Annotated in this window: 6 protein-coding genes; 1 reads left to right on the forward strand and 5 read right to left on the reverse strand. The window is 44.6% G+C overall.

The genetic code is table 11. The features are described from left to right. From JGK07_RS30240 to JGK07_RS30255, 4 genes are all read right to left on the reverse strand, one after another. On the reverse strand, positions 1–213 hold a 213-nt coding region (locus tag JGK07_RS30240), incomplete at its 3' end, for a hypothetical protein (protein WP_366516540.1). A gap of 374 nt (positions 214–587) precedes the next feature. Continuing rightward, the gene (locus tag JGK07_RS30245) at positions 588–1,304 is read right to left on the reverse strand and encodes a heme oxygenase (biliverdin-producing) (protein WP_293190508.1); all 717 of its coding nucleotides are present in this window, start codon (positions 1,302–1,304) and stop codon (positions 588–590) included. A 269-nt stretch (positions 1,305–1,573) separates the two neighbouring features. Next, positions 1,574–4,819: a DNA topoisomerase (ATP-hydrolyzing) subunit B gene (gene gyrB / locus JGK07_RS30250; protein ID WP_293184901.1), complete on the reverse strand. Its 3,246-nt coding sequence runs from the start codon at positions 4,817–4,819 to the stop codon at positions 1,574–1,576. Positions 4,820–5,055: 236 nt separating this feature from the next. Beyond that, positions 5,056–6,291, reverse strand: coding sequence for an ATP-binding protein (locus JGK07_RS30255; RefSeq protein WP_293184900.1), 1,236 nt, complete (start codon positions 6,289–6,291; stop codon positions 5,056–5,058). A 287-nt stretch (positions 6,292–6,578) separates the two neighbouring features. Between JGK07_RS30255 and miaA the strand changes: the two genes are divergently transcribed. Continuing rightward, positions 6,579–7,490: a tRNA (adenosine(37)-N6)-dimethylallyltransferase MiaA gene (miaA, locus tag JGK07_RS30260; protein WP_293196644.1), complete on the forward strand. Its 912-nt coding sequence runs from the start codon at positions 6,579–6,581 to the stop codon at positions 7,488–7,490. 122 nt (positions 7,491–7,612) lie between these two features. Here the strand turns inward: miaA and JGK07_RS30265 are convergent, their stop codons facing one another. Next, on the reverse strand, positions 7,613–13,063 hold the full coding sequence (locus JGK07_RS30265; RefSeq protein WP_293243384.1) for an AAA family ATPase: 5,451 nt from the start codon (positions 13,061–13,063) through the stop codon (positions 7,613–7,615). Between the last annotated feature and the right edge of the window lie 107 nt (positions 13,064–13,170).

A 13,170-nucleotide genomic window follows, 5' to 3' on the forward strand; every position in this document is an offset into this window, starting at 1 on the left:
TCTATCTTGTAACGTTTTGGCATCTGCTCTCTCCCATGCAGTGTGGTCGATTGCTACTAATATATGTTCCGTTGGGGCTGCTTCTTTCTGTAATTGCTCCAGATAGAGCAGCATCAGTTTTTTTCGGTCTGGTCTACAGTCTTGTAAGGCTTCATAGACGCGCTTGCCATTGACGAAGAGAATAATGGATTTAGTGAAAATTCTGCTAAACACGACGCATTTTTTGTTGTCATCACTGCATCCATCAGCTCGAATGTCGCATCTTTTGCTTTCACTAATAAATCGTATGCTGCTTGACGAAAGTCCTTTAATCGTTCACTGTTCATTTAAGGAGTGGATAGGTTTTCTTTTTCACCCTCATTCTCTCCTAGCGCGGTGGCTCTAGTTCTTCTTTTGCCACCGTTCTCATCTTTGGTTAGTCTAAACTACAGTAATTCCGATGCAACCGGAAATGATATGAGTCAAAAAGTCGATCGCCCGCCATGCAAAATCCCGGAGCTTTGGTGACTGTAAAAGCAGCCATCAAACCCCCAGGATTTAATGTTTTCCTCTTAAACGAGGCTCAAATTATTGCCAATGGGTATTGACTAATCAGCAGTAGCCAATTCGGTACTGGCTGCGCCGCGCTTCCGCGTCAGGGTATTGAACAGCATCTGACCGACAGCTTTAATCAAATTGCCTTCTAACTCCATAAACATCTTCATGTTCATGCCAAAAGCTGCATTAGCTTCGTCAACAATGCGCTCTGCTGTAGCTTCGTTAATCGGCAATTCATTCATTGCCTGACGGTAGTTAGCTTTGAACTCTTTTTCATCAGGAATATCCTGGAATTCGTAGAAAGCAGTGCCTTCTCCCTCGGTAAGATTCATGCCGCGCTGAGCAATTCCCTTGAGGATTTGTCCGCCGGACAAGTCGCCTAGGTAGCGAGTGTAAGACTGAGCTACTAACAGTTCTGGTGCGGTAGCCGAGATTTCATGAATCCGCTGCACGTAAGCTTTAGCTGCTGGTGACGGGGATATTTGTTCCCGCCAATTGGCGCCGTAGTAGTAGAATAAATCTTGCTCTAAACTTTGTTTGCGATTTAACTCAGAAAAGTAAATTTTTGAAACAACCGGATGCTGCTTTTGGCGTTCCATTTCCTCTTCCATTGCCGAGTAGACAAAGTACAGGTTTCCTACTAACTTCCGGTAAGAAGTTTTTTCTACAACGCCTTTTAAAAAGCATTTGACAAAACCAACGTTTTCTGCCATTGTGTGAGATTTTTTTGTTCCCTCACGCAATTTTGTTGCTAAATTGATGCTCATGCTATATTGTCCAACCTTCTATTTTTGTGGTAGCTGATGGATGCGCCAAAAATCTAAAATTTACCTAAGCATTTACCTTAAAGCAATTTGATGAGAGATTGTATTAATTTTTATAACAAAAGTTGCAGTTGGCCGGAAAGCAGTAGTCAGTTGACAGGAAAGCAGTTGACAGGAAAGCAGTTGACAGGAAAGCAGTAGTCATCAGCCACTAACTAATGACTAATGACTCATCCTCGCCAGCAACTGTCAACTGTCAACTGTCAACTAACTTAGATGTCCAAGTCGAGGAGGTTGAGTTTGGGGCCGTAGGTTTCGATGAATTCGCGGCGGGGGGCGACCCGATCGCCCATTAAGATGGTAAAGATGCGATCGGCTTCAGCAGCGTCTTCAATCTCCACCCGTTTTAGCGTCCGAGTTTCCGGGTTCATCGTGGTATCCCACAACTGCGTGGGCATCATTTCGCCCAAACCTTTGAACCGCTGGATAGTGTAGTTCGCATTGGCGGGGAATTCGTTGCGGACGAGATTGTTCATTTCGCGATCGCTGTAACAGTAGTAGTGATTGCGTCCCCGTTCCACTTTATACAGAGGAGGACAAGCAATATAGATGTAACCTTGTTCTACAAGTGCGCGCTGGTAGCGGTAGAAGAAAGTCAGCAACAGCGTGCGGATGTGGGCCCCATCTACGTCAGCGTCAGTCATGATCACTATGTGGTGATACCGCAATTGACCGGGGTCGAATTCTTCGCCTTTGATACCCAAACCCAGGGCTGTAATTAACGACTGAATTTCGTTATTTTTGTAGATTTTGGCGTCGTCGGTTTTCTCGATGTTGAGAATTTTACCGCGCAAAGGCAGAATTGCTTGGAATTGTCGATCGCGCCCTTGCTTCGCGCTGTTGTGTACAAAAACTCCCGCACCTAGTGCAAAGTTGTGGCTGTTAGGCACTTCGATGTCATAAACATCGTGCCGTTCCTCTACAGCTTCAATCTTCACAACACGGTGGTTGTAATTACGAACCGCTTGGCGAGCATATAATTCTTCACCATTAAAGTAGCGCTTACAAAAAGTCTCGTACTTCAACAAAGACTTATCATTCTTCAGGCGGCGATAAGAATTGTAATAATCTACATCAATCCAGCCCATTTTCATCTGAACAGTCTTCAATGCTTCCAGAGTTTTGCGGTAATAAGTTTCGTCCAAAGCTGCTTTGCGTTGGCGGCGAAACTCCGGTGTCCACTGTTCCTTAGTTTTCTCCCGTCGCCAGTCCAACAAATCCTGATTTTGCCACTGTTCTTTGGCCAATTGTGAATTAGCCTCCCGCGCTTCAGGATTGTTAGCAAAATGATTGCGAACCCGTTGAGACTGAGCTAAGCGGTTTTCTTCAGAACTCCAATACTCTTGTTGGGCTTGGTTGAGCAATTCATTATTTTGCTCGCGATAAGCTTCATTAGTGTCGTAAAACTCACGCCACTTGCTAGTCATGTAAGCTTTATACTCTTCATCTTCCCACTGAGCCTTTGCCTGTTCTGAGAGAATTTGCCTGGTTTCAGGCTGCTGCATCCGCTCTTTCATCATCGCCCGAAATTCATCAGTCATGTGAGCTTGACGGCTCTTTTCAATGACATCCGGCCTGTGCAATGTTTTCTCAAGGTTGGCGCGGTGTAAAGCCAAGTGTTCCTGAGCAGGTAGTCGCTGAATATTGGTCGGATTGTTGTTGAGTTTGTTGAAATCAACATGGTGGCGGTGATTGCCGTCAGATGCTTGATAAACCTCATGTTTCAGGTTGTAGAAATCCGATAACAAATGACTGTAAATCCACTTGTCACTGCTGGGATTCCAAACCATTTCGTAACCGTTAAGTCCCTGCCCGTTTTGGTTCTTTTTCGACAACTGGCGGTTGAGAGGCATTAAGGAATCGTCCGGTGTCAGCATGGCTGCTGCTTTGTAAGTGCCATCCCGCAACATGAACCGATGATCTGGAGTACAAGTAATTGTCTCCCCATTGTCTAATGTCAATTTGATAACCTCAGCATTTGCTTTAGTCATGCGAGCGTTGGTTATCCGCTCAAACCCGATGTTTCCACTCTCGCGAATGGTGTAGCAAAAGTGTTCTTTACCTTCTGCTTGTTCGTCAACTATCTCTTTGAAGGTTTTTGTTGTGCCATCAGCTAATAATATTTTCTCCGAAGAGAGAAAACAGCCGCCGGCTGAATCGCCCTCGACCAGGTATATCTCAGACAGGGCGGGGTCTCTGGAGCTACAGTCCGCTAATTTTCCGGGCAAAGGAGACGATTCTAGGACGGATTTTCGGCGGACTAAATCGCGGGCACGACGGGCGGCTTCTGCGGCTTTAAATGCCTGAATTGCTTTTTCCAAAATAGCGTCTGCTACTTGGGGCCGAAATTCCAAATATTCGGTTAATACTTCGCCTACGAGGGAATCAACAATTCCTCTGACTTCGGTATTTCCTAGCTTTGTTTTGGTTTGGCCTTCAAATTCTGGGTCTGGAACTTTGACCGAAATCACGGCTGTTAAACCTTCGCGGACGTTTTCGCCGGCGAGGTTGGGCTCGTGTTCTTTGATTTTGTTGCGCTTGCGGGCGATCGAGTTCATCGTCCGCGTCAAAACAGCCTTTAAGCCTTCTAAGTGTGTACCGCCGTCGATCGTCCGAATGTTGTTGGCAAAACCCAGAACGTTGTCGCTAAAAGCATCGACGCACCACTGCAAAGACACTTCTACATACACGTTGTTGCGTTCTCCTTGTACGTAGATCACCTCTTCGTGCAGTGGCTGCTTCTCGCGGTTCATGTACATGACATATTCCTTGATGCCACCTTCGTAACAATAGGTTTCGACGCGCGGTTCGCTACTTTTGAGCAATTCCAAGCGACGATCGCCAAAAGTAATTTTCGCACCCGCATTCAGATAAGCCAACTCTCGCAAACGTCCAGAAACCGTAGCGTAATCAAACTCAATCCCAGTGCTAAATATCTGAGTGTCTGGAAGGAAACTAACTGAAGTACCGGTGCGATTTCCTTTGCAGGGCTTGGCCACAAGTTCGCTGACGGGAAAGCCTCTTTCGTAGCGCTGCAAATGTTCTTTTTGGTCGCGCCAAACAGTAACCTCTACCCACTCGGAAAGCGCGTTAACCACGGAAATACCTACACCGTGCAAACCTCCAGAAACTTTGTAACCGCCACCGCCAAACTTACCGCCGGCGTGCAGTACAGTCATTACTGTTTCGATTCCCGATTTGCCAGTCTTGGCAACGATCCCGGTAGGAATACCGCGGCCGTCATCTGTGACAGTGACTGAACCGTCGGCGTTGAAGTCAACCTCGATGTGAGTGCAGTGGCCAGCCAGCGCCTCATCGATGGAATTGTCCACAACCTCGTAAACTAGATGGTGGAGTCCTCGCGGGCCGGTGGTACCGATGTACATCCCCGGTCGTTTGCGGACTGCTTCGAGACCTTCGAGAACTTGAATCTGGTCGGCGCTGTAGCTGCTGGTCATACAAAAATAGCTCCAATAATGAGGCCTAAAGCCCCAAAAGCTTCTAAAATGGGAAAACTCCTAAAATTATAGCACAAAACCGTTAAGGGCGATGCTAGGGCTTTCTGAAGGGAAATTTATCGGGGGGACGTACCCGGCATAGTAGTTTTACTTGGGGAGCTATTGACATTTGGTTGCGGGGCTGTTAGCCGGAAGGTTGAGAAGCGCGATCGCCCGCGGCAGTCTACTGCAAGTCATTAATATTTTTGTAATTCTTGCTTTCGGCGCAATGCCCGCGCTTTGAGTGTTTCTGCTTCTGCGTCGCGGGCCTCGATCGCCTGTTGCGCGATCGCCCCTGCAACTTCCCGGCGGGCGGTCAAATATTCCATCAACTCTTTTTCCACCAAAGATTTAACGATTTCTTGTACTTCCGGGTTGACCAGCCGAGTTTTTGTTGGGCCTTCAAACTCCGGATTCGGTAGTTTAACGGCAATGACTGCGGTGAAGCCACACTCTAAAACCTCATTCCCCATTAAAACTGGGTCTGTATTTTTGAGTTTGCCCTGTTGGCGGCCGATCGCACTCACCACCCGCCTCACTGCCAATTGAAAGGCGTTAAGATAAGTGCCGCCATCGATATTCCGGACGCAGTTGGCAAAACCTAACAGTCGGCTGTAAGAATTATCTTGATTCAGAAAGTGCCACTGACAGGCTATTTCTACTTGTACGCCATCTCGATCGCCCTGAATGTAAATGATATCTTCGTGCAGCGGTTCCACATTGGAGTTCAGGTAAGCGACATATTCCCGGATGCCACCAGGGAAGCAGTAGGTTTCGATGCAGGGAGAACTGCTGCCGAGTATTTGCAAGCGGTTGTCAGTCAAAATTATTTTCAAACCGGGATTGAGGTAAGCAAGCTGTCGCAGGTGAAGGGCAAAAGTGTCGCGATCGAACTGGATGCCATTCTTGAAAATCTCCGCATCTGGTTTGAAACAAATCGACGTACCCGTAGGGTTTTCGGGACTCGGTTTAGCTGTCAGCGACGTAACCGCGATGCCTTTCTCAAAACGCTGGCTGTAAATTTGCTCCTGGCGCCGAACAGTCACCTGCAACCATTCAGACAAAGCATTGACAACTGCTAGCCCAACTCCGTGGATACCTCCAGAAACCTTGTAGCCGTCGCTGCTTCTGCCAACAAAGCAGAGAACGGTCAAAACTGCTTCCAGGAATGATGTACCAGTTTTGGGATGAATCTTGGTGGGAATTCCCCGGCCGTTGTCTGTAACAGTAACGGAACCGTCAGCGTTGAGGTCAACTTCGATGCGAGTGCAGTAACCTGCCAGCGCTTCGTCGATCGCATTATCCACAATCTCGTAAACTAGATGGTGCAATCCTCGCGGGCTAGTGCTACCGATGTACATCCGCGGTCGTTTGCGGACTGCTTCGAGACCTTGGAGAACTTGAATTTGGTCGGCGCTGTAGGTGTTAGTCATGCCACAATAGCTCCAATAATGAGGCTGAAGACCCCAAAACTTAATAAAATGCAAAAACTCCTAAAATTATAGTACAAAACCGTTAAGGGCGATGCTAGGGCTTTCTAAATGGAAATTTATCGGGGGGACGGAGGGGAATAGTTTTGAGATTGCTTCGCGATTTCCCAGGCCCAGGGCGGTGAATGAGTGGAGCCAGAGAAGGGAAAGTAGGGATGAAGAGAATCTGGGAAAGGATTTGAGGGTTTTTCTTGGGAAATGCAATATGTTTTTTAAGTGTGCGACGGCTTATGTTTAGATTGATTACGATTTGCGGGGCGACGGCGACGGGGAAGTCTGGAGTGGCTGTGTCGGTGGCCGATCGACTGAAATCTTCGATCTTGAGCGCAGACTCCCGTCAAGTGTACCGCGAATTTGACATCGGAACGGCAAAACCGACAAAGAGCGATCGCGCTTCTGTACCGCATCACTTAATTGACATTTGCGAGCCGACAGAAACTCTAACACTCGCAGAATACCAGCAGCAAGCTCAAAAAATAATTGCTGATGTCGATTTTCCCGTTTCTCCTCCGCTGTTGTTGGTGGGAGGGACAGGCTTATATATCAAATCGATTGTCAAGGGTTTGAAAATTCCGAGGGTGGCGCCCATGCCCGAATTGCGATCGCAACTTGCGGATCTGGGGCAATCTCAATGTTATGCGATGTTGCAGCAGGTCGATCGTCCGGCCGCCGAGAAAATTCACCTCAACGATTCATTCAGAACCTTACGGGCACTGGAAGTATTTTATGTCACCGGGCGCTCTATTTCCCAACAGCAAGGCGAAAATCCTCCCAATTATCCGATTCTACAGATTGGGTTGGACTGCGAGATGGATGTTTTGGGCGATCGCATCCAACAGCGCACCGAACAAATGTTAGAACGCGGTTGGCTGGCTGAAGTAGAATATTTGTGCAAAAAATACGGCTGCGACTTACCATTGTTGAACACCCTGGGATATCAGGAAATCAAACGATATTTAGCTGGCGACATTACGCTTGAGGAAGCTAAAGAATTAACAATTTTGCACACGAGGCAATTTGCCAAGAGACAGCGGACATGGTTTAGAGCATATCCTGAAATTGAATGGTTTGATGTTAGCGTACCTGATTTACTGGAACGAGTTTGGCAAAGAATACAAAATTTTCTGGTCAAAGGTTCGTAGTGAGGACTTTAGTCCGCAGAAAAGAAAGGACTGAATTCCGAACGATCGAACCTAATAACAAAGGTTCGTAGTGAGGACTTTAGTCCGCAGAAAAGAAAGGACTGAATTCCGAACGATCAAACCTAATAAGTTTCAATTAAAGAAACTATTTGAATATAATCAAAATCATTTGCCAAAAAAGCTAAAGCCTCAGCCACAGATTCATCAAGCTTGCGGATTTGCTCTATGCAACTATCAACTTTAGCCATATCACTGAGGCTGGAAGCTGCCAATAAATCAGCCAACAATTCAGCAGGCAAATTCGCCAAAGCTGACCGACTCAAAGCAGCTTGGATATCCAGTTTCGTCAAATCCTTGTTGCTAGCAGGTTCCTCATAGATAAAATTCACCCCAATATGTTTTTGAAGCGCATCAAATATATCTGCTTCCCGGAACGGTTTGCGGATAAAATCATCGCATCCTGCCGAAGAAACAACCGCTCTTTCTTCTTCTAAAACACTAGCAGTTACAGCAATAATTGCAGTAGCTTGACCTTTAAGAGTACCTTTGATTTGTTTTGTAGCTTCGTACCCGTCCATCACGGGCATTCTCATATCCATTAAAATTAAATGCGGTTCCCAATCATTCCAAATCTCAACAGCTTCTTGGCCGTTACAAGCTTCTTTTAGTTCAAAACCGAGGGGAGAAAGCAGTTTGAGTAGCAGCAAATTATTGCTGGGTTTGTCATCAACAATCAAAATGCGATACCTAGGTTGATTCGGTGCGAGGCAAATCACTTGTAGCGCCGTCTTTTTGCCTTCTATTTCCCTGGGATCGATCGCACTAATTTTAGTATCGAATACAAAAGTTGTTCCCACTCCCAATTCTGAATAGACACTCATCTTGCCACCCATTAACTCTACAAAATTGCGGCTGATTGGCAGTCCCAAACCAGTTCCTTCTTGGGAGTTTTTACCAGTTTTGGTTTGCACAAAAGCTTCAAAAAGACTATCTAATTCATCGGCGGCGACACCTGGCCCAGTGTCGGAGATTGCAAAAATCAGGAAGTACGAAGATCCAGAATCTAAATCGTTAGGATTTTGTAGTGGGCTAATTTTACTACATTTTTCAAGACTCTGATTTGCTGGAATATTTGAATTTTCGCTATTCTCCACAATATTAACAGTTTTAGCGGGCTTTAGACTGCTTGCTTCTGGTTTGAGATTAACTTTTACTGCAACTCCTCCTTCTTGAGTAAATTTGAGAGCGTTACCGATCAAATTTATTAAAACTTGTCGCAATTTGACTTCATCTGTGCGAACGTATCTGGGAACATCAGGGCTGTATTCTACTACTAATTGCAATTGTTTGTCGTCAGATTTGATATGGAACATATCTTCGAGATCGTCCATAAATTGATACAAATCAAAATTTTTATAGTTGAGAATAGTCCGACCAGCTTCAATCTTTGATAAATCTAAAACCTGGTTGATTAAAGTTAGTAAATGGTCGCCGCTGCGAGTAATAATTGCGACATTATCTTGATGCTCTTTGGGTAGATTTTGGCTGCGGAGCATGATTTGAGAAAAGCCGAGGATGGCGTTGAGGGGAGAGCGCAATTCGTGGCTCATGTTGGCTAAAAAACTGCTCTTCGCTTCGTTGGCTACTTCGGCTTTTTTCTTGGCAAGAGCGAGCTCCGATGTGCGTTCTTCTACTTTTGTTTCTAAGGTGCGGTTGGAATCTGCTAGATTAGTATAAAGTCTGGCATTTTCAATGGAGATGGCTGCCGAAGCCGATAAGACTTTCAGCAGTTCTAATCTGTCTGATGTAAATGCTCCAGCAATCAGGTTGTTTTCTAAGTAAATTATGCCGATAAGTTGACCTTGGTTCAGGAGTGGCGCGCACAATATTGATTTGTTTTGATGCTGTTTGATATAGGGGTCGCTGTTAAAATTTTTGCTGGCAAATGCTTGGCTTAAAACTACTGTCTCTCCTGTACGGGCAACATAATTAACAATCGATACTGGTAGGTTATTATCTATAGAAATTGACTGCAATACCGCAATACTCTCCGAATCGATCGCACCCGCAGCTTCGATTAGCAATTCCCCGGAATTGTTGTTGGCAGAATCTGAGGGGGAATGGAAAATTAAATAGCCTCGTTGTGCTCCGGCATTTTCAATCAGTATTTTCATCAAAGAAGCCAGCAACTTATCCAAGAGTATTTCACCAGAAATGGCTTGGCTGGCTTTCACTACCGCAGCCAAATCTAAAGCTGAACTTCCTAAGCCAGGGGTGTTTAATTGGCTGGCTATAGTTACTGTACTGGCATCATGAAATTGAGTTTTTGATGTGAATTTTATTAATAATTTTGGGTGAGTTGCTTGTAACTTTTCTTGTTTGCGTTTGGCGCCCCAAATTACATAATTGTAGTGCGCTTTTTTTAGGTAAATTTCGGCAAATTCTGCTTTACCTTTGCTCAGCCAGAAATTGGCTGCTAATTCTGCGGCTAATGCTTCATTTTGGATAAAATAGCCGTCTCTGGCTGAAGTAATCGATCGATCGTACAAATCGATCGCCTCCATCTCCTTACCCACAATCCGCGCCATCTCCCCAGCTACCAATAAGTATTTATGCTCAAAGGTCTCCGGACAGCTATCAGCCCAGATTTTCATCTGTTTTTGGTTGGCTTTGAGCTTTCTCAGATATTTTTGGCGATCGCCCTTGGAAGCTTGCGGGTAAAGCGCAGTTAAAATTAGAGAATAATAAAAATTATGTTCGGCTACAATAATTGTGCCGATCGCCAAACTCAATTTTTTCTCAGCTTCCACAGCATAGCTGAAAGCTGCTGCATACTCTCCGTACAAATACAAAACCTGGCATTTCAAAATTTGATAGCCGCAGATTGCCAAAAAACTGCCGCGATCGGCACACCGCTCTAAATATTGTCCTTCGCTAATTTCGCCATTAGAAAATACCTCACAATTAGAAGTTTCTCCCAGTAAATTAAACAAAGCTATCTGACAGCCTAGTAAGTAATCAGTAGCAATTTGATTGTTAGTTTTAAAGTTAAATAGCAAAAAATTCCACACTTCTACACGCAGAGATTCGAGATTTTTGCCCTGGGGGATAGAATACATCAATTTGTAAAGCTGAATGTAACCTGCAAATTGCAATTCGCCGGATTCTAAGCCAGCTTGATAGCCATTATGGCTAATCGAATCCGACAGTTTCAGAGGCTGTATCCAGTGATTTAAATGAGCGACAAGCATTTCCGATGCCTTGCATTTTTGCGTCAAATCGTGAAAGCGATCGCTCAAATTGAGAGCTAACATCCCAAACTCGTATCCCGAGCGATAATCAGCCATCGCAGCCGACAAAACCAAGCCGTAGCAAGCATAGCTGTAAGATGATTCCGGCACCGGGCCGTATTTCAGAGAAAGATTGACAGATTTTGTAACAACTAATTGGTAAAGTATCGGATTGGAAAATAAACTCGCGGGAATAATTTTATCCAGAAGTTTCATCGCGGTTCTTTTTTCCGAAATCTTCATTTCCGGTACGTGCAGCAAAGCACCAATTGCCCGATCGCCCAATTGCGCTGTTGCTTCAGCAAATTCGGCTTTGCAAGCTTGCTGCAACTGCTTTTGCGGCAACTCAACCCCCAACAAACGCAAGCCCTGGCGCCCAAATTTAATAGCTTCCTCGTATTCCCCCAACATGGTATGCAGCGTAATTAGGCGATCGAAAAATTCCGCTTTTTCCACCGCCAATTGCAACTGCGATAGTGCCGAATGAATCAAAAATTGCGATTGCTCGAAATTGCCAATCAGATAATTCAATTCCGCAGCTTCCAGGTACAACTCTCGCGTCAAATTATATTCAGTTTCCCAGCTATCCGCAGCCAAAAGTTCGATCCCAAAACAGACATACTTGACAGCAGCCGCATAAGCTGTAGCAGCTTTGGCTTTTTTCCCAGCCAAAAGATTGAGTTTGGCAATTTTATCTCTTTCCGTGCGATCGATCGCCAAGGGCAGCTCCCCTGCTGTCGCCATTTCTATCGCCCCTATCGCCTTTCCTGCCGCCAGATTTAACTGATCGACAATTTCAAAAAGCTCCTCCGACAAATCTTCACCATCGCTATTATCCAATAACAAGCGACCGATTTGCAAATGAACCGCTTTTTTCTGCCCTTCGTCAATCAAAGCATAAGCAGCTTGTTGGACGCGATCGTGCAAAAACTTGTACTCTTCAAACAACAGTTCAATATCCAACTCAGACACCGGAAAAATCAAACCAGCTTCCAGTGCGGGCTTCAAATCTGAGAACACCAAATCCGGAGATTTTTCACAAATTTTTGATAAAGTAGTTAAGTCAAAAGATGCCCCCGCACAAGCTGCGAAACGCAAAATATTTTGAGTTATTTCCGGCAATATTTTTATTTTTTTTACCATCAAATCAACCACATTATCAGTGATATCCCTTGCTTCAATTTGAGCAATATCCCACTGCCAAAATCCTCCACAACCTCTATTTTTTAGAGCCTTTGGTTCCCGAATCGATAGCTCGGAAGATTCCAGAAAACTAAAATTAATCAATTTCTCAGAATGCAGCATTTTGAGAAATTGATTGACAAAAAACGGATTTCCATTAGTTTTGCATAACACCAAGTCAGCCAAAGATTGCACAGACATAGCATCGCTATGCACAGTGTCAGCTATTAAATTACTAACATCTTGGATGGTTAAATTAGCTAAATAAATAAAATCAATTGTAGCGCCTTCTTTTTGCATTTCATCCACAGTAATCATTAAGGGATGATGGGCGCTAACTTCATTGTCTCGATAGGCTCCAATCAGCAATAAATATTGTGTATCACTATCCACTACCATCAATTGAATTAAATTGAGAGTAGCTGCATCTACCCACTGTAAATCGTCAAGAAAAATTACCAGTGGATGTTCCGCCGAACAAAACACGCGAATAAATTTTTCAAACACAAAATAGAAACGAATTTGCGCTTCATTTGGTCTCAACTCTGCTACCTGGGGCTGTTTGCCGATAATTAATTCTATTTCGGGAATTACCTCAATAATTACTTGACCGTTTGCACCCAATGCAATTAAAAGTTTAGTGCGCCACTCATCGAGTTTTGCGGAACTTTCGGTTAGCAGTTGTCGCGCCAATCCCGAGAAAGCGCTAATAATCCCTGAATAGGGAATATCGCGCTGAAATTGGTCAAATTTGCCGGAAATAAAATAGCCGCGTTTTTCAGTAATTGGTTTGTAAATTTCTTGTACCAGCGATGATTTCCCCATGCCCGAATAACCGGCAACTAGCATCATTTCGCTTCCAGAAAAACTATGTTGTGGGTTCGCAACTCGCTCGAATGCTGCTAGCAAAGCCTGGACTGGCGCCGCCCGCCCGTATAGTTTTTGAGGGATTTGAAATCGATCGGAAATATCTTCTTTAGCTAAAGCAAACTCTAAAATAGTTCCTGTTGTCTGTAATTGACGCAGACATTCTTCTAAGTCTGCTTGAATTCCCCAAACACTTTGGTAACGGTTTTCAGCAGTTTTTTCTAAAAGTTTCATGACTATTGCGGCTCTCCAGAACTTATGGTGATAATTTTATCTAATGCAAGAAACAAGCTAATACGCGATTTCTAAAATTATCAAAATTAGAAAAGCCATACCCTTGT

It is taken from the genome of Microcoleus sp. PH2017_24_DOB_U_A, from assembly GCF_020738205.1.
In the GTDB taxonomy this organism is placed as follows: domain Bacteria; phylum Cyanobacteriota; class Cyanobacteriia; order Cyanobacteriales; family Microcoleaceae; genus Microcoleus.

Coding starts and splice junctions, on each gene's coding strand:
- miaA (WP_293196644.1), top strand. CDS start 6,579: ATGTTTAGATTGATTACGATTTGCGGGGCGACGGCGACGGGGAAGTCT.
- JGK07_RS30255 (WP_293184900.1), bottom strand. CDS start 6,291: ATGACTAACACCTACAGCGCCGACCAAATTCAAGTTCTCCAAGGTCTC.
- JGK07_RS30245 (WP_293190508.1), bottom strand. CDS start 1,304: ATGAGCATCAATTTAGCAACAAAATTGCGTGAGGGAACAAAAAAATCT.
- JGK07_RS30265 (WP_293243384.1), bottom strand. CDS start 13,063: ATGAAACTTTTAGAAAAAACTGCTGAAAACCGTTACCAAAGTGTTTGG.
- gyrB (WP_293184901.1), bottom strand. CDS start 4,819: ATGACCAGCAGCTACAGCGCCGACCAGATTCAAGTTCTCGAAGGTCTC.